We start from the raw sequence: 17,179 nt of genomic DNA, 5'->3' as shown, positions 1-17,179 counted from the left end.
CAAACTGGGTCAAGAAGTATTTACTCCTGATTATGTCAATTATTTTCATCAATTATCGTACAAAAAACGAATGGAGTCTTTGGATTTATTAGGGCAATTGCGAAAAGGGATTGATGCAGAAACGCTGCATCACATTCATGAATGGCTTTATCACAAATCTGTTGAGAATCAACGACTAAACGTAACGATTCAGCCACTAACAGAAATTACAAAAATCACAAAAAATGGTGATAGACTCACAGTTCATGGGGAGCAACGTCAAAAAGAAGAAGCTATCTCTTTTGACACAGATAAAGCGATTTTAGGCACTGGTTATCAGCCAAATCTTCCCGATTGGTTTTATTCGCGATTTGAAGACAACATCCAGTGGGAAGATGAGCACCAATTCCAAGTAACGAAAAATTATCGATTAGCATTTAAACATGGTGAACGTTCCCATCATTTTTACACGTTAACAAACATCGAACATTCACATGGTACCGGCGCGACAAACTTAGGATTAGCCGTCGATCGAAATATACAAATTATTAACGAAGTCGCCAATAAAACGATCTATCCCTTACAGCGTGATACAACATTCACTCAATTCATGCCCGAAACAGATGAGTGTTAATCATGAGATACGACTGTTGCATAGACATGTACGCTCTGTCCATCAAGTGTAATCACTTTATCAAAACGCATGCCCAGTTTCCTAGCAACAGAAGCTGAAGCGTGATTCGCTTGGTGGATCAAGGCAATCAACCGCCTTCTATCAAGCTCTTGGACAGCATAAGATTTTAGGGATTGGGCAGCCTCCGTTGCATAACCTTTTCCCCACTGGTCACGGACAATCCAGTAGCCAAGTTCTAATTCTTCTTTGGCATCAATCATTTGGGGGATCAGTCCAGCATGACCAATGGGTTGCTGATCCGTTTGACGAATCAATTTCTTTAACCCATAATCCGTTCCAAGCTGATACATTTGAAAATTCCAATGCAAAAAGTCTTCAGCGCCTTTCTTATCTCTTATGCTTCCATCACCGATGTATCGCATGACTAATGGATCCGATAAAAGCGAATAAACAAAATCAAAATCCTGCTCACTGTAATTGCACATGATCAACCGTTCAGTTGATAAGAAGGATGTGTTCACTTCGTAAAATTCCCCTTTCTCTGTGCCATTTACCTCACGATTTTTATACGCCGCGCTTATTCCCCCACACTAATGCATGCACTTGTGGTAATACACGGACATGATTTAACGATTTCGATGCAACGACTTGATCAATTAACCATTCATATTTATCCAACAAGTGAGATGCTAAATTACTCGGACGCTCTTCATTTACATCATCATTCCCCACTTGGACGTAGAAACTGATATCTGGATATCTTTGATGGACCATTTCAGCATACGCGAGATCTTCTTCATCAAACACAACGACTTTTATGCTCGTATGGTGCTTTCTTTGCTGGGAAATGAGTGTTTCAATGATTTCATCAAGTACTTTCCAATTCGTCTTCATTTTGGAACTAGGTGGTTTCGGTGAAATTGTTAAATCATCAATCGCTGTGAACCAATTTTGCCAGCGACTGCCTTGCGTTTCCAATGCTACTTCGATATTTCTTTCGTGTAACGCATCGATCAATTCATTTAATCCTTTTAGTAACGCAGGATTGCCACCAGATATGGTGACATGATCAAATCGATCGCCACCCTTTTGGTATAACTGTTCCATAATGTCTTGTGCTGTCATTTTTACGATCTCATCTTTGGCACTGCCATCCCAAGTGAATGCTGAATCACACCAAGCACAACTATAATCACAACCTGCCGTACGTACAAACATTGTTTTTCGACCAACGACCATACCTTCTCCTTGAATCGTTGGCCCGAAGATTTCAAGAATCGGGAATTTATTCATCAATCATCCACTCCCGTCTTGCTTCTGCGTAACTGGTTGGTGTTTCATATAATTTCACAAATTCCACACGGCAGTCGTTCGGTTTGTCAGCTAAAGCGGCTTCCATTTTTTCAAACAACCAAACCACCATATTTTCAGCTGATGTATTCATTTTCGGTAACGTTTCATTTAAATAACGGTGGTCTAAGTAAATCTCAATCTGCTCTTTCCAAATTTGTTTCATCTCACTAAAATCAATCACCAGTCCAATATCATTTACATAACCACTTATACCAAAAATCGCTGTATACGTATGTCCGTGTAAATTTTTGCACTTTCCTTCATAACAATGGAGATGATGACTAGCATCAAATGTAAATTCTTTGCTGACCATCACTCGCTTCTGATGATATTTTAATTCATTTCGTTGAATATCTTGATCGATTTTCTGCAATTGATCTACGATGCGAAAGTCATACATTCACGACCCACCTCCATTTCGTTTGTCTACATATGTTTCAAGACCTTTTTGGCGCAACTGACAAGCAGGGCATTCGCCACAACCATCACCGCGAACACCGTTATAACAAGTCAGTGTATGTTCACGTACATAATCAAAAGCTTGTAACTGATCCGCTAATTCCCATGTTTCAGCTTTATCCAACCACATTAACGGTGTATGCACAACAAAATCATCTTCCATCGAAAGATTCAGCGTTACATTTAACGATTTGATAAAAATATCGCGGCAATCAGGATAACCACTGTAATCCGTTTCACATACACCTGTCACAATATGCTTCGCACCGATTTGTTTTGCTAAAATAGATGCAAACGATAAAAACAACAAATTACGACCAGGTACAAACGTGTTCGGCAATTCACCGTCTTCGCCTTCTTCCACTTCCATATCATTTCGCGTTAATGCATTGGGTGCCAGTTGATTAAGCAGTGACATATCTAATATATGATGAGCAAGGTTTTGATCATTCGCAATTTCCTTGGCTACTTTAATTTCTTCTTTATGGCGTTGGTTGTAATCGAATGTGACAAGTTCTACCTCCTCAAATCGTTCCAATGCCCAAAATAAACAAGTCGTACTATCTTGACCGCCACTAAAAACGACGACTGCTTTTTGATTTGTATTCATAACAACATGCTCCTTGATCAGAATAATTGAGCCTCACAAAAAAGAAAAATCATACCTAAGGACAGGTATGATTCTCCTTAGTTTTTTATAGAGGGTTTGGCTAGAACCTCTCCTGCTTCGAGCAGAATTCTATTAAATGAATCAGACAATTCGTAGTATAGCAGATTTGTTAGTGAGAAAAAAGATATTGATCTATTTCAAAATATAAATATAACTTCTATTTTCCATATTTTATTGTAAAGCGCTTACATTAGTTGTATACTAAATATAATCTATTGGCCAATAGATGCAACAAGATGCTCACAAAATATATTGATCAAAATATTTTAAAAGGAGCCTTGTTCATGAAAAGAAAATTACTAATGTTGATACCTTTTTGTCTTTTGTTTACGATCGTTTTTGTCTCTGAAAATACACAAGCTGCGAACTACGATGATAGTAAAACTTATAAATTGGTGAATCGAAACAGTGGGAAAGCGCTAGAAGTCTATGAATGGTCAAATGCTGACGGTGGAAATATTGTTCAGTATGATGACTTAGGTGGAATGAATCAACAATGGCGAATCGTTGATGTAGGAGAAGGTCACCACAAATTTCTAAACATTCATAGTGGCAAAGCGATGGAAGTCACGAATTGGTCTACCGACAACGGGGCTAGTGTGACTCAATGGACAGATTGGAATGGTGAGAGTCAACAATGGGAAATTGTCGATCTAGGCAATGGTTATGTAAAAATCATCAACCGTTATAGTGGAAAAGCGCTAGAGGTTTTTGAATGGTCCACAGATAACGGTGCCAATATTGTTCAGTGGGACGACTTAGGAGGCGAGAATCAACAGTGGCAAATCATTGAGGTATCACCAAGTGACACCATTCAAGTCAATCAAACCATTGTAGTCGAAGAAGGTGATACTTTTGACGGTGAAGGTCGTCGCTATGTCGCTAATCCAGATACAGTCGGTGACGGGAGCCAAGACGAAGGCCAAGATCCAGTTTTTCGTCTAGAGGATGGCGCCACATTACGTAATGTCGTGCTTGGTTATCCCGCTGCAGATGGGGTACACACATATGGTGACGCATTAGTAGAAAATGTTGTATGGGAAAACATCGGTGAAGATGCGCTTACCATTAAAGATAATGGCCATGTGACTGTGAGAGGTGGAATGGCTCAAAACGGTGATGATAAAATGTTTCAAGTCAATGCACCTTCAACGTTTGAAATTCTAAATTTCACTGCAAAAAATGCGGGAAAAATGATTCGTCAAAACGGCGGAACCACTTTTCAAACAAGCATTTTTATTGAAGGTAGCGTAATCACAGATATGGATGAAGCCATTTTTCGAACAGACAGTAATTCAAGTGGAGTAACGATGACAAACACACGTTATTCGAATGTCGGAACCAAATGGTACAATGTGCAAAACGTTACCGAAAATGGTAACTACGAATTTTAATATTTTAGATTAAACGTGAATGGAGAATACCATCGGTGAGGTGCTCACTGATGGTATTTTTATATCATTTTTTATTTTCGAGCGACAATGAGAAAACGCTCAGAATTGGTTTGTATCCCTTTTGTCGTTTGATAATCTTGTACCAATCGATCAAACTTTTGCGCATCTTCCTTTTTCTGACCAAAGTCAGGGATAATCGGTGTATGTTGCAGTAAAAAGAGTAAATCTTCAGCTGTTTGATAATATTCTGTCGCAACATATGTATCGGTATATAGATTTGAAAAACCAGCTTCCGTTAATTGATTCATATATCTCTGTAACAGATGACCCTTCTCCCTACATTGATGCTGACCTCTTTGGAATATTGATACTATATTTTGCTTATCCCCTTCACTGACCTGTTGTGTAAGAAAGACACCATTCGGTTTTAGTACTCTTTCAACTTCACTTGCAACAAAAGGTGCATGGCGACAAGAAACAATATCGAATGACTGATTGGGAAAATCTAATGTTTTCGAATTCATGACATGAAACTGAATATTGTGAAAGTCATTCTTTTTTTTCGCTTGTTTGATCATCTCTGTTGAATCATCAATACCTATAATGATCTCAACATCAGAAGCGAATGATGCCAGCTTCGATCCGTCTCCTGTACCAATATCAAGCACTTTGTCTGTTCGTTTGACTAACTTTTCGACTTCTTGAAAAAAATCCCAACGTTCTCCATATGATTGTACATGTAATTGGCTGAAATCCCAGCCAATGATTTGTGCCATCCGATTATAAAATTGTTGATCCATGAGTAATCTCCCTATTTCAACGACGTTATTGTATGATTATACCATTTATTCTCAACTTCAGCATTTTTATTCTCGACTTTCCATAGAAATTATGAATTGACTTTTCTATATAACTATACTATATTACTAAAGGCGAACATTTTCGCCTAAACATTAAAAAATATTCGTTATTTAGGAGTGTTCCTAATGGAAAATGTATTTGATTATGAAGATATTCAATTAATTCCCGCAAAATGTGTCGTTGATAGTCGATCAGAATGTGAGACAACTGTTCAATTTGGAAATCATAGTTTTCGTTTGCCAGTTGTACCAGCCAATATGCAAACGATCATAGATGAAAATATTGCTTTGTTTTTAGCTGAAAAGGGTTACTTTTATATCATGCATCGATTTGAACCTGAGACACGCAAGCAATTTATTCAAAAGATGCAAGAAAAAGCGTTCATTGCCTCCATTAGTGTTGGAGTGAAATCTGAAGAATATCAGTTTATTGAAGAATTAGCCCAAGAAAATCTGATTCCAGAATATATTACTATTGATATCGCACATGGTCATTCCGATGCCGTCATACGAATGATCCAACATATTAAGACGCATCTTCCAGAGACTTTTGTGATTGCTGGAAATGTCGGAACACCAGAAGCAGTAAGAGAACTTGAAAACGCAGGAGCCGATGCAACAAAAGTCGCATTGGCCCAGGGAAAGTTTGCATTACAAAAGTGAAAACAGGATTCGGTACCGGTGGATGGCAACTCGCAGCGTTACGTTGGTGTGCCAAAGCAGCCAGCAAACCGATGATTGCTGATGGTGGTATACGAACACATGGAGATATTGCTAAGTCGATTCGATTCGGAGCATCTATGGTCATGATTGGATCGTTATTTGCTGGCCATGAAGAATCTCCAGGCCAAACGGTTGAAGATAATGGAACGTTATACAAGGAATATTTCGGATCGGCTTCTGAATTTCAAAAAGGGGAAAAGAAGAACGTAGAAGGGAAAAAGATGTATGTAGAACATAAAGGTTCCTTACAAGACACTTTGACAGAAATCGAACAGGATCTTCAATCTTCCATCTCCTATGCTGGTGGGAAAACGGTGGACGCCATTCGAAATGTTGATTATGTTGTTGTGAAAAATTCTATCTTTAACGGTGACTGATATAAAAAAGAGTGCCACCAATGCACTCTTTTTTATGCCGTTTTTTTATTAAACTTTCTCGAATAATAAGAAGAAAAGCCAATAATAACAGGGGTTAATAAAATCGTCGGCGCCAGCCATAAAACAATACTTACTGATTCGATATTTAACAGACTTGGGGCACCAAAAACGACAAAAGCAGTAATGGTAGATATACAGCAACTTAACATACCAACTAGATGTTCAATATACCACTGACCTTTCAGCTTCGGTTTTCGCAACCAGTAACTCAGTTGACCGATTCCAAGAAAAAAGCCGACCGCTGGAAAGTATGCTAACAGTGAAGCATTCACCCAAAATCCATAGACACTGATTGCCACAGAACTAGCAACTAATAATATGGACCAACTGAGATCCTGAATATTGTTGTGCATGGCTTTTTTTCTTTTAAATCGTAACACGCGTATGCCATACCACGCTGCTGCTGCACTTAAGATGGAAATATACATGAGAAACCAAGAGAAAATGATTCGTTCTTGATCACTACTCGAATCAAAGAAAATACGATTCACACCCATATAAAAAGCAGAAACCGCAACCGTTCCCATTGCCCATACATAAATCCATCCCACGATTCGGTGGAGAGTACCTCCCTTTTTCACTATAATAGGAATCCAAAACAAGAATAAAGCGGTAAATCCAGCTATAATATGAAGAATACGAAACAGATCAAATAAAGTCATTCATAGCCTCCTTCACTAGATATCACACCACTTACAAGAATATTCCAATACAAATAACTTTTCTTTTTACTCGATATCACTATACCATTAAATGGTTATCGAAAGAACCCTAGCCTAGAATAAATTTTCATTAGTAGTCAAAGATAACGTGTAGACCTGTAAGAAAAAAGGAGAATGGAGATGACATTTTTTGAACTACTTATAAGAACTGCTTGTGCTTTTCTTGGTTTATTTATCTTAACGCGGATATTGGGGAGAAAGGAAATCAGCCAGATGACCTTTTTTAACTTCGTATCTGCTATTGCGATTGGATCGATTACAGCCAATTTTGTAGTAAATCAAAACCTATCGATAAGAAACGGTTTATTTGCATTACTCGCATGGACGATATTTACATTAATCATGGATGGTATGGACATAAAATCAAAAGCTTTACGAAAAGTCGTCACCGGCGATCCGATTGTTATTATAAAAGAAGGAAAACTAATTGAAGAGTCATTAAAAAATAGTCGCCTTGACATCGACTCTTTAAATGCTATGATGCGTCAAAAAAATTATTTCTCAATTGCTGATATTGAGTACGCCATTTTCGAAACAGATGGAAAACTGTCCGTACTGCCAAAAGAGAGTAAACAACCTGCTACTAAAAATGATGTCAATTCAACATTAGTTCCCAAAGTATACCCAATCCCTACAGAAGTAATTACTGACGGAAAACTACTGCACAATAATTTAGCAAAATTAAATTTGAACGAAAAATGGGTGAAACAAGAAATACAAAACTCAAACCAAAATTTAGATATACAAGACATTTTATTCGCACAGGTACAAACAGACGGTAGCTTGTATGTATTACCTAAAAACACTTAGGCTTGACTCATTTTTTCTGGCATACCCCCAGTCCACGCAGAAGAAAAACATTCTATCTGAGGGACTGAGGTTCATCCGTTAAGAATTCACAAGTCTACGTATTTTAAGTTGACTCATTTCGTGTCTCTTTTCAATTCACGCCTAGATATTCTTCAAACGTCATATTGTTTTTATCAATTTCTTTAGCAATATCTTTCCCTACATAACGTAAATGCCACGGTTCATATTGATAGCCAGTAATATTTGTTTTCCCTTTAGGATAGCGGATGATAAAACCATACTCGCTGGCATGTTGTTTGACCCACTGACCTTCATCCGTATTCGCAAACTCTTTGATTAATTGAAAATCAATGTCTGCACTGGTCACATCCATGGTTAAACCAGTTTGATGCTCACTTTCTCCTGGTTGGGCGCTAAACTGGTTGGCTTGTTCTCGACCATATTGGTTTACATTCGCTGTAAATATCGCATCTTGCCTATTATAGGAACGATAACCGGATTGCGCGAATAAATCAACCCCCGCCTGATCACCTGCTGCAAACATATTCTCCAGTGCACGTGCGGCAACTTCTCGCATCTGTTTTTTCGGTAAATCGGCATTAAACGGAAAACGAACATCTGGTACCACTAGATTATTAGGTACATAGTCTGCTGGTAACCGATGATTTTTATTTACAAGTACAGTAATGCTTGCTGGATGATCAACGATGGAGGCATTACCTTCTCGGTTTTGATCATTCTTTGCTGGTATATCACCACTTCCAGGTTCAATAGTAATATCTCCAGCAATAGCCTGTCGTAAATAGTTTATTGTATTTGGTCCGTATATACCATCGATCACTAATGAATCAATTTGTGCTTGAAAATCTTTGATAGCATTTACCGTTTTTTCATTATACGTACCCGTTTCATCTAATTCATAGCCAAGCTCAGACAGTACGTGTTGGATTTGTGAAACATTGTCGCCTTGTTCTCCTTGATAGATCGTCTTTTCAGGTAGTTTCTCGTCATCCTCTTGATTTGAATCGGAATCTTTTTGATCATCTGTGGATTCCTCTGGATCTTGATTAGATTCATCTAAACGCTCTACCTCCCGTTCCGCTATAAGCCACTGTCCGTTTTTATACGTGTATTGTACGGTTAAACGATATGCTCCTTGCATATCAGTTTCTGCCTCTTGTACAACCTTATATTGATTTTGATTGACTTCTTTCGTTTGATAATCTTGATTCATCAAAAGTGAAATCGGCTCATCTGTCTGTTTGATGTGCAAAGTATCATTTTTCACTTCGAAAAACGTATCAGCCATATCCTCAGCTAATGATGTAGTCATAATTTCAGAAAAAAACTCAATCAGTTCTGCTTTCGTCTTATAGTTCTTTACTTCTGTACCCTCTACTTCTAGATTCTTGATTCGATCGATGAATTTCTGTTCAAGCTCTGTAACCGATGGTGAGCCTAATTGATCAGCCTCTTCTTCTTGACTGGAGTCATCTGGTTGTTGATTGGTCTGATCATTCTCCGATGAATCATTACCACTACACGCGATCAGTAGTAAGCATAATACGATTGAAGCTCCCTTTATCCATTGTTGTAATTGCATGTTAATCCTGCTCCCTTTTTTTTAATTCGTTGGTGCATCTTGGACATCTACCCATCGATCCTCGATAATCCAATGGTCTTCTACGTAACGATATTCCACCACAATTGGATCAGCTCCATATAGTTCACCATTTGGTTCTTGCCTTACTTGATATTTTGTTTCACTCATTTGATTGGTTTGATATTCTTCATTCGTATCTAGTCGTGGCGGACCGTCTACCTCAAGAGCATAAACACCATCACTTTCTACACGAAACTGATTATTTACCGTCTCTTCTGCAAGTTCTTGACTCGTGAATTTTGTGTACGCCTTTATTAATTCGTCCTCAGTATCATAATTGATTAATCGGAGATTCTCATCATATTCTTTATCTATTGTTAACTGGTAGTATTGGTTTTCTAATTTCTCAACTGGTGGCGTCTCAGGTGAAGGAATAGTTTCTCCACTATCCTTAAGAGACGTCATGATAATATAGATAGGTATCATACATAACAGTAATAATGCAGTAGCACTTAACCATTTCATGCCAATTGTTTGAAACCACGATTTTTTTTCGTATTTCGCTACTTTTTCCATGACTTTCTCTCGACTCTCCTGTGAAAACTCAATTTGATTCAATGTGGACGACTTGGAAAGATGGTCGAAATTATGCTTCATCTAAATTTCCCCCTAGCTTTTCCCTTAACATATGCCTTCCCCTTCTCAATCTAGTCGATATGGTTGCTTTCTTTACTTTCAATATGTCACTTGTTTCTTCCAAAGAAAAATCATGATAATAAAAACATATAATGACTTCACGATATTTGATGGGTAACGCAAGGACTTCTTGTGTCAATTGATCATGCTCCAACCTTTCTGTTAATTGCTGTTCCGGTGTGGCATGATCAGAACGAAGGTTTGTCGTTACATAAGCTTCTGTATGTTTTTCTTTAAACCACCGACTACGAAAGTAATCTCGACATTTATTGACAGTAATTTGATTGAGCCAGGAATGAATCGAGTGATTTTTCTTCAACGTATCTATCTTTCTATAACAAATAATAAACACTTCTTGTATAATATTTTCAGCAATTTGTACATCTTTTACATAGGTATAAGCTAGTCTAGTCAGTTGGGATCCGAATCGATCCATTAACCTTTGAATCAACTCGTTTTTATTTATCTTTTGATCGCGGTATTGTTCCACTAGCTCTTCCAAAAGGTATCCCCTCTCTCTCGATTACGTCTATCTATTAGACGAACGATGTACCGATTGTCATTCACTCTTTAATTAACTTTTTTAATTTCTTTCATCATAAATCCGCTCTTAGGCAATGTTGGGACTGTAGATAATATATATCGAAAATCTTGTGAAGATGGCACTTGAAATTCAATCTGATTAACCAAAAAGTCTAAGCTTGCTTTCATTACTGTTATCGTCATTCTTTCACCTGGACAGCGATGGTCATTGTCAATATGCCCCCCACCTTGAGGAATTAAGTCAAACATACTTGAACGCCAATTGCGAAAACGTTCTGGTTGAAAACGATGTGGCTCATCCCATAACTGAGGATCGTGATTGGTTCCATAAATATCAAGTAAAACGAGTCTTCCTTTTTTAAAAAAACAGTTATTCCATACAAATGACTGTTTGACTCGTGCCCCAAGAAACGGCGCAAACGGATAAAATCTCCTTACTTCATGTACAAAACAATCATAATACGTTGAATCAGCCACTTCTAGCTTTGTTTTCATCGCAGGATATTCATGTAATGCAACTGCAGAAAATGTAATAAATGTGCTGATGGCCACAATTGGCCGAATTACATTTATTAATTCAACTGCAGCCATATGACTACTCAATCGTTTTCCATTTAATTGGCGATGAAACGCCATCACTTGTAACGCAGATTCATTTTTTGCTTTGATTTCTCCATTACGTACCTGTTCAATCATGCTTTTCATCCATTTTTCTGTCTTTTTACGAGCTTTTTTCCCTCGTCTGTACCGTTTCCCAACCGCGCCAAATGCATATACCATATCTGTAAAATCTTTTGCCAAATGTGGTATTTCATGCTTTTTAACAGGGATGCCTGTCCATTCACAAGCAACTTCACACAAAATATTTCTTGCCTCTTCAAATAAAATCATGCTCGGTCGACTGCTTCCAACTTTTTCATGCCATTTACTATAAACCATTTGTGCTATACGATTTTGTTGCGTGGATGTCATCAGCGATAGAAATAGTTTTTTGCGGTGAATATGAATTTGTCCGTCTATCGTTTGAATCGCATGTTCACCAAATAAGGTTTTTTGTACTCTTTTTGGTGCTGCACCTTTCCGCTGAAAACGTTCAGAGTCATAGAATATCTTTGCGGCGTCTTCTCCACTCATACAAATCACTTTTTGACCTAGCAAACGCGTGTGAAATACATTCGATCCGAAACGATCCACGCGGTTCTTAATATATAAATAACCTTCATTCATTAAAGTCAAACTATGATCGAGCGTTTTTTCCGTAGGCACTTGATTCATAAATAACCCCTCACTTACAAATAATTTTTCCTTAGTATGCTATCAAAGACACTTCATTAGTCATTGATATAGAAAAACCTCTTTGCCCGCCATAGGACAAAGAGGTCTTTGAATTTATTTTCTTAATGTATCTAGGAATTCATAGAGCGGAGATAATGAGGTTAGGTTTTGATTACACGCCTGACTGTCAACACAAATGTAATTGCCTTTTTTGCGATATGTTCCTGCTTCTTTCCCTTTTTCTTTTACTAAGAATAAGCCTGTTTTTTCGACACTTTTGCATATGGCGCAAACACCAGTCTTCTGCGAGTATTCCATCGTTCCATAGGTTCCAGTGACATAACCATCACGTCTTGTCACTATAAATTTCAAAAGTTTTGATTGATCGATCCAGCTTATATACGAACAATTTGTTAAATCAAAAGATTGAAGTGCTGGAACCTTTAGCTTCTTCATCTTTGGAAAGGCGTTTATAATTTCATCTTCTGTAATCTGAAACGGTATAATATAGGATTTCAGTTTTAATAGAAATCGCTCTGCTTCTTCTTTTTCATTGACGGAACTCACTTGTTTTAGTATATCTTCTTGCTCTTTTGTCATCGCTGGGAACAACGAAAACATTCGCTCAAGTGCCATCGTTTTTAACGCACCTTGCACACTTTTATCATTGGCCGTTTGATATCCTCTGACTAATTCCAATAGCTGCTTGCGAATATACTGATATTGATCGACACGGACAAACGGTTCCATTCTTATCACTTCCTCATCGTAATCTGTGTACGATTATACCAATAGATCCACATTTATTCCATCTCTTTTAATTCTTGAACCATTTGTTCATGATTCATGGGACCGACTGAGATATGAGTGATCTCACCAGTTTCATTGATCATGTAAGAAGTTGGGTACCCACTTACTCGATACGCTGATTCAACCTCTTTTTTTTCATCTAATAAAATTGGAAAGGTCAGTTCATATTCAGTCACAAACTCTTCTACATCACTCATACTTGATTCTGTACTGGTCAGATTGACAGCTAAAATTTCTACATCTTCATTCTGATAAAACTTTTCCATGTCAGGCATTTCTGCGCGGCAAGGACCGCACCATGTGGCCCAAAAATTGAGCATCACTGGTGTTCCGCGATAATCAGATAAAGTAGCAGCTTCACCATCTAAAGTTTCCAACTCAAAATCAGGCGCCATATCTCCCTCTTGGAGTGAGGAATGATTGTCGCTATCATCAGTAGGAGATGTAATCATAGCACCATTTGGCTCAGCGTCCGTCTGATCTTGTGATTCTGGAGCAACAAAATCATAAATCGCCCATCCTAACATCCCTATGATAACAACAATTACGATTGCTTTTTTCATAAGATGTACCTCCATCTATCCTAACTTTGCTAACCACGTATCTTTCACAGCTTCAAGTAAAAAACTTGAGATAAGGGGCATGAAACCAAAGAAAAGCACAACACCCATGATGATCATAATGACTGCCCCAATTTTCATAATGATACCACTACGTCGAACGATCCATTTTGTGGAACCAAGGAAAAATGTTAACGCCAAAAACGGTAGAATAAATCCGATCACATACATAAATGTGTAAAAAATACCTTGCCCTGGATTACTTGCGGCTAACAATAATATCGATCCAAAAATTGGTCCAATACAAGGCGTCCAACCCGCAGCAAAGCCAAGACCAATAAAAAAGGTACCTAAATATCCAGCTGGTCGTTGCGCAAATTGATAACGTCTTTCTCTCATTAGAAATGGGATGTTCAACCAACCGGCTACAAATAGACCCATCACAATGATAAAGATACCTGCTATTCGTTGAATCAACAAACCTGTACTTCCAACAAATAAACTCTGTATCCAATTCCCAAGAAACGAAGCACCTGCACCTAAGCTAATGAAAACGAGTGATACACCTAATAAAAAGAAAAACGAATGACTCATGAGTTGTCGACGAATTTGTGTATTTTTATTTTCCTGTAAGTCTTTCACACTAATTCCAGTAATATATGATAAATAAGCTGGAAAGATAGGTAAGACACATGGTGATAAAAACGACAATGCACCAGCGCCAACAGCGAGCAACATTCCCACAATCAACATCGTATCCACTTCAATACTACCCATAAACTCCCTCATTTCTAGTTAACTTCTACTTTTACCATACTAGAACAATCATAAAATTTCATTACTCTGCATCACTTGTGACAAATTTGTCATAGAATTCGTTTTCTCTCATCCAAATTGTTGTTCGATCGAACCACAATCATATGAATTGATTTACTTCACGGCGGTTAGTAATCGATCGCCTGAGGCAACATTTTCATTGGAGGTTTGAATCACATCTAAATATTGATCATCATTAGTCACAACAATCGGAGACATCATATCATAGCCTTGTTTCGTCATTTGTTGTAGATCAAACGTGCCAAGTAATTCGCCTTGATGTATGTGAGCACCCTCTGTCACATCAATCGCAAAGTATTTTCCATCAAGCTGAACGGTTTCAATCCCAATATGAATCAGGATCTCCATTCCAGCATCTGATGAAATACTAATGGCATGTCTCGCTGGATAAACGGCTTGTACCGTGCCATTCACAGGTGAGTATACATGCCCGTCTATGGGAATAATCGCTAATCCTACACCAATGGCTCCTGAAGAAAAGACAGGATCATTGACTTCTTCTAGAGGGACTACTGCTCCTTCTAATGGACTATAAACCACTCGATCATTGATTAAATTTTCTGATTGTTTATCGTATTCTTGTTCTTTCTCACCTGTTAACTCCTCAACTTGCTCATCGTGAAACCCGAACATATAAGTGGCTACACCCGCAAAGACAAACGTGCCCACGACAGCTACAATAAAGAGAAAGAACCCATCACCGAAAAATACAGGCAGTGTCGTTACACCTGGAATTGCCACAGAATGAGAGGCAGCACCAGAAAAACCAACAACAGCACCACCGATTGCACCAGCTGTACATCCAATGAAAAATGGTTTTTTATAACGTAACGTCACACCATATATCGCTGGTTCAGTTACACCAAAAATACCTGAAACGGTTGCTGGGGCTGCAATTGACTTCACCTTATCGCGTTTTGTTTTTAACCAGACACCCATCGCAGCACCCGCTTGTCCAAAAATTGCTGGTGTTAACATTGCCGTAAAAGTATCCGTTCCGAAATTGCTAATATTGTTAAGCGCAATCGGTGTAATTCCCCAATGTAAACCAAAGATAACGAGTATTTGCCAAAAGAAGCCAATGAATGCCCCCGCAAACATCGCACTATTCTCATATATAAACAAGTAACCTTGTGCTATCCAGTCACTAACATATGTACCAAATGGTCCAAATACGACTAAAGTCATCGGTACCATCAACGCAATTAATACGAGTGGTGTAAAAAACGTCTTCATAACCGATGGAAGAATTCGATTCAAAATGGGTTCTAATTGAGAAGCTACATAAACGGCTAGAATAATCGGGATAATCGACATTGCGTAATTAGTAAGTATGACGGGTATTCCAAATACCGACAAAGCTTCTCCTTGATTATATACTTCTACAATATCTGGATATAACAATGCGCCTGCTATGACAACAGCTACATAAGGGTCTGTTTCAAATTTTTTAGAAGCTGTAAACGCAAGTAACATCGGTAAAAAATAAAATAAACTATCACTAGCAGCATGAAAAATTTGATAAGTTCCGTCTGATTCCGTTAGTAACTCACTAGCTTCAGCAATGATTAATAATCCTTTTAAAATACCGGCACCAGCCATTGCACCTAATAAAGGGGTGAAGATTCCTGAAACGATATCGATCGCTTTATCGATCAATCGTTCATGATCTGCCTGCTCAGCATTTTTCGATTGGTTGTCATCGATTGCTGTAATCTGTTGAATCGCGCGGTATACTTCATGAACCTCATTGCCGATCACAATTTGGAATTGACCAGCGATAACCATGACCTGAATGACACCTTCTAAGTTTTCGATCGCCATTTTGTCTGCTTTATCAATTTGCACCAGTTTAAAACGTAGTCTCGTGGTACAATGAACAAGTGAGCGAATATTTTCTTCGCCCCCAAGATGATCAACTAATTTTTCGGCAAGTTGTGTATAGTCCATCGCCATTCCCCCTGCAATGATTTCGCTTTTATTTTACCATAAACGGCACGAAAAACAGAAAAACCTAAACCGACTTCATCACAGCCGAATTAGGTTTTTACCGCCTCATTTCTCTTTACTTTTGTCTAATTCATAACGTTGCGTCACGCGCTGAATGTGTAAGGTTAAATAAATTTTCTCATCATTGGTAATTTGCCAGTCATAATTTTTCTCAATAAATCGCGCTATTTTTTCCGTACAGCGATAAGCTTCTACATATTTTTGTTTCAATTGTTCAAATAAGAAGTCATCTGACGTTTCCTCATCATCAAGTGATTCTTTTCGAATAAAACGTAACGCAAAAAAGCGTAAATGAGTTAAAAAGCGCTCATAATTTATCGAATGTTCATCTAATTCCATTTGATAATGATACTTGACGATGGTCAGAATACTGTTCACCATTTTCGTTACTTTGACAGCCGCATCAATATTTTCCCCTGTAAGTTGGCTATTCACAAGGTGCAAGGCAATTGATGCAGCTTCATCTTCTGCAAAGCGAACGCCTGTCTCTTCTTCAATAATATCCAATGCGTCTAGGGCTACTTGAAACTCCTGCTTATAATATTTCCTAATTTCCCATAGTAGTGCGTTTTTGAGTTCAATTCCTTTTTTATATCGACTGATTGCAAAGTTAAGATGGTCAGTAAGGGCTACGTATAAATAATCATCTAATTTATAAGATAATTGCGATTTGGCATACTCTAAAATACGATAAGCTAATTCTAAATATTCTTCAGGGGTATCAACCAATAAATCAGCCAATTTATCAGAAACGGTTTCATTTTCTAAAACAAACTTTTTCTCCACTTTGTTTTTGTCAATCTT

The 17,179-nt window shown here is 37.9% G+C and carries 18 protein-coding genes, 1 pseudogene and 1 riboswitch; of the genes and pseudogenes, 4 read left to right on the top strand and 15 right to left on the bottom strand.

Translation table 11 applies throughout. The features are described from left to right. Positions 1-613, top strand: a 613-nt coding sequence (locus J416_RS10850; RefSeq protein WP_003471082.1) for a SidA/IucD/PvdA family monooxygenase, incomplete at its 5' end; no start/stop codon positions are given. Here J416_RS10850 and J416_RS10845 read toward each other — a convergent pair. From J416_RS10845 to queC, 4 genes are read right to left on the bottom strand one after another with little or no spacing between them, the layout of a single operon-like run. Continuing rightward, complete coding sequence (locus J416_RS10845) at positions 610-1,134, bottom strand: GNAT family N-acetyltransferase (RefSeq protein ID WP_003471079.1); 525 nt, start codon at positions 1,132-1,134, stop codon at positions 610-612. The genes J416_RS10850 and J416_RS10845 overlap by 4 nt on opposite strands. A gap of 43 nt (positions 1,135-1,177) precedes the next feature. Beyond that, positions 1,178-1,906 carry a 7-carboxy-7-deazaguanine synthase QueE gene (gene queE / locus J416_RS10840; protein ID WP_003471073.1) on the bottom strand — a complete coding sequence of 243 codons (729 nt, stop codon included), beginning with the start codon at positions 1,904-1,906 and terminating at the stop codon, positions 1,178-1,180. After that, the gene (queD, locus tag J416_RS10835) at positions 1,899-2,366 is read right to left on the bottom strand and encodes a 6-carboxytetrahydropterin synthase QueD (RefSeq protein ID WP_003471071.1); all 468 of its coding nucleotides are present in this window, start codon (positions 2,364-2,366) and stop codon (positions 1,899-1,901) included. Before queD ends, queE begins: the two co-directional genes overlap by 8 nt. Further along, positions 2,367-3,035 carry a 7-cyano-7-deazaguanine synthase QueC gene (gene queC, locus J416_RS10830; RefSeq protein WP_003471070.1) on the bottom strand — a complete coding sequence of 223 codons (669 nt, stop codon included), beginning with the start codon at positions 3,033-3,035 and terminating at the stop codon, positions 2,367-2,369. A 71-nt stretch (positions 3,036-3,106) separates the two neighbouring features. Then, positions 3,107-3,151: riboswitch (PreQ1 riboswitch) on the bottom strand. Positions 3,152-3,331: 180 nt separating this feature from the next. On the opposite strand from queC, the gene J416_RS16720 reads away from it, so the two are divergent. Then, positions 3,332-4,489 carry a pectate lyase gene (locus tag J416_RS16720; RefSeq protein WP_420805440.1) on the top strand — a complete coding sequence of 386 codons (1,158 nt, stop codon included), beginning with the start codon at positions 3,332-3,334 and terminating at the stop codon, positions 4,487-4,489. Positions 4,490-4,560: 71 nt separating this feature from the next. Here J416_RS16720 and J416_RS10820 read toward each other — a convergent pair whose 3' ends face one another. Further along, positions 4,561-5,289, bottom strand: coding sequence for a class I SAM-dependent methyltransferase (locus J416_RS10820; RefSeq protein WP_003471066.1), 729 nt, complete (start codon positions 5,287-5,289; stop codon positions 4,561-4,563). A gap of 186 nt (positions 5,290-5,475) precedes the next feature. On the opposite strand from J416_RS10820, the pseudogene guaC reads away from it, so the two are divergent. Beyond that, positions 5,476-6,449, top strand: a pseudogene (gene guaC / locus J416_RS10815) (GMP reductase). A 32-nt stretch (positions 6,450-6,481) separates the two neighbouring features. On the opposite strand, the gene J416_RS10810 reads toward guaC, so the two are convergent. Beyond that, complete coding sequence (locus J416_RS10810) at positions 6,482-7,171, bottom strand: DUF2306 domain-containing protein (RefSeq protein ID WP_003471058.1); 690 nt, start codon at positions 7,169-7,171, stop codon at positions 6,482-6,484. A gap of 180 nt (positions 7,172-7,351) precedes the next feature. On the opposite strand from J416_RS10810, the gene J416_RS10805 reads away from it, so the two are divergent. Continuing rightward, positions 7,352-8,041: a DUF421 domain-containing protein gene (locus J416_RS10805; RefSeq protein WP_003471055.1), complete on the top strand. Its 690-nt coding sequence runs from the start codon at positions 7,352-7,354 to the stop codon at positions 8,039-8,041. Positions 8,042-8,171: 130 nt separating this feature from the next. Here the strand turns inward: J416_RS10805 and J416_RS10800 are convergent, their stop codons facing one another. The 9 genes from J416_RS10800 to licT form a co-directional block, all read right to left on the bottom strand. Then, a complete protein-coding gene (locus J416_RS10800) occupies positions 8,172-9,644 on the bottom strand; it encodes a D-alanyl-D-alanine carboxypeptidase family protein (RefSeq protein WP_003471052.1) in 1,473 nt (490 codons plus the stop codon). A 21-nt stretch (positions 9,645-9,665) separates the two neighbouring features. Next, positions 9,666-10,301: a hypothetical protein gene (locus J416_RS10795; RefSeq protein WP_003471048.1), complete on the bottom strand. Its 636-nt coding sequence runs from the start codon at positions 10,299-10,301 to the stop codon at positions 9,666-9,668. Further along, the gene (locus J416_RS10790) at positions 10,291-10,842 is read right to left on the bottom strand and encodes a sigma-70 family RNA polymerase sigma factor (protein WP_003471044.1); all 552 of its coding nucleotides are present in this window, start codon (positions 10,840-10,842) and stop codon (positions 10,291-10,293) included. The genes J416_RS10795 and J416_RS10790 overlap by 11 nt, the downstream gene beginning before the upstream one ends. Positions 10,843-10,910: 68 nt before the next feature. Then, the gene (locus tag J416_RS10785) at positions 10,911-12,158 is read right to left on the bottom strand and encodes a CYP152 family fatty-acid peroxygenase CypC (RefSeq protein WP_003471040.1); all 1,248 of its coding nucleotides are present in this window, start codon (positions 12,156-12,158) and stop codon (positions 10,911-10,913) included. Between the two features lie 114 nt (positions 12,159-12,272). Beyond that, positions 12,273-12,908: a FusB/FusC family EF-G-binding protein gene (locus J416_RS10780; RefSeq protein ID WP_003471038.1), complete on the bottom strand. Its 636-nt coding sequence runs from the start codon at positions 12,906-12,908 to the stop codon at positions 12,273-12,275. A 53-nt stretch (positions 12,909-12,961) separates the two neighbouring features. Continuing rightward, positions 12,962-13,531 carry a redoxin domain-containing protein gene (locus J416_RS10775; RefSeq protein ID WP_003471036.1) on the bottom strand — a complete coding sequence of 190 codons (570 nt, stop codon included), beginning with the start codon at positions 13,529-13,531 and terminating at the stop codon, positions 12,962-12,964. A gap of 15 nt (positions 13,532-13,546) precedes the next feature. After that, on the bottom strand, positions 13,547-14,305 hold the full coding sequence (locus J416_RS10770) for a cytochrome c biogenesis CcdA family protein (RefSeq protein ID WP_003471034.1): 759 nt from the start codon (positions 14,303-14,305) through the stop codon (positions 13,547-13,549). Positions 14,306-14,458: 153 nt separating this feature from the next. Continuing rightward, positions 14,459-16,315: a beta-glucoside-specific PTS transporter subunit IIABC gene (locus J416_RS10765; RefSeq protein ID WP_003471033.1), complete on the bottom strand. Its 1,857-nt coding sequence runs from the start codon at positions 16,313-16,315 to the stop codon at positions 14,459-14,461. A 105-nt stretch (positions 16,316-16,420) separates the two neighbouring features. After that, positions 16,421-17,179 (bottom strand): BglG family transcription antiterminator LicT (licT, locus tag J416_RS10760; RefSeq protein WP_003471031.1); only part of this gene is annotated, 759 nt, incomplete at its 5' end.

Origin of the sequence: Gracilibacillus halophilus YIM-C55.5 (genome assembly GCF_000359605.1) — a bacterium.
Taxonomy (GTDB): Bacteria; Bacillota; Bacilli; order Bacillales; family Amphibacillaceae; genus Gracilibacillus; species Gracilibacillus halophilus.
Note: the sequence above shows the minus strand (reverse complement) of the source record. Positions and strands in the feature narration are given on the sequence as shown.

What these genes read in the sequence shown, in the direction of transcription:
- queE (WP_003471073.1), bottom strand. Translation starts at nt 1,906, where the DNA reads ATGAATAAATTCCCGATTCTTGAAATCTTCGGGCCAACGATTCAAGGA.
- queD (WP_003471071.1), bottom strand. Translation starts at nt 2,366, where the DNA reads ATGTATGACTTTCGCATCGTAGATCAATTGCAGAAAATCGATCAAGAT.
- queC (WP_003471070.1), bottom strand. Translation starts at nt 3,035, where the DNA reads ATGAATACAAATCAAAAAGCAGTCGTCGTTTTTAGTGGCGGTCAAGAT.
- J416_RS16720 (WP_420805440.1), top strand. Translation starts at nt 3,332, where the DNA reads ATGCTCACAAAATATATTGATCAAAATATTTTAAAAGGAGCCTTGTTC.
- J416_RS10820 (WP_003471066.1), bottom strand. Translation starts at nt 5,289, where the DNA reads ATGGATCAACAATTTTATAATCGGATGGCACAAATCATTGGCTGGGAT.
- J416_RS10810 (WP_003471058.1), bottom strand. Translation starts at nt 7,171, where the DNA reads ATGACTTTATTTGATCTGTTTCGTATTCTTCATATTATAGCTGGATTT.
- J416_RS10805 (WP_003471055.1), top strand. Translation starts at nt 7,352, where the DNA reads ATGACATTTTTTGAACTACTTATAAGAACTGCTTGTGCTTTTCTTGGT.
- J416_RS10800 (WP_003471052.1), bottom strand. Translation starts at nt 9,644, where the DNA reads ATGCAATTACAACAATGGATAAAGGGAGCTTCAATCGTATTATGCTTA.
- J416_RS10795 (WP_003471048.1), bottom strand. Translation starts at nt 10,301, where the DNA reads ATGAAGCATAATTTCGACCATCTTTCCAAGTCGTCCACATTGAATCAA.
- J416_RS10785 (WP_003471040.1), bottom strand. Translation starts at nt 12,158, where the DNA reads ATGAATCAAGTGCCTACGGAAAAAACGCTCGATCATAGTTTGACTTTA.
- J416_RS10780 (WP_003471038.1), bottom strand. Translation starts at nt 12,908, where the DNA reads ATGGAACCGTTTGTCCGTGTCGATCAATATCAGTATATTCGCAAGCAG.
- J416_RS10775 (WP_003471036.1), bottom strand. Translation starts at nt 13,531, where the DNA reads ATGAAAAAAGCAATCGTAATTGTTGTTATCATAGGGATGTTAGGATGG.
- J416_RS10770 (WP_003471034.1), bottom strand. Translation starts at nt 14,305, where the DNA reads ATGGGTAGTATTGAAGTGGATACGATGTTGATTGTGGGAATGTTGCTC.
- J416_RS10765 (WP_003471033.1), bottom strand. Translation starts at nt 16,315, where the DNA reads ATGGACTATACACAACTTGCCGAAAAATTAGTTGATCATCTTGGGGGC.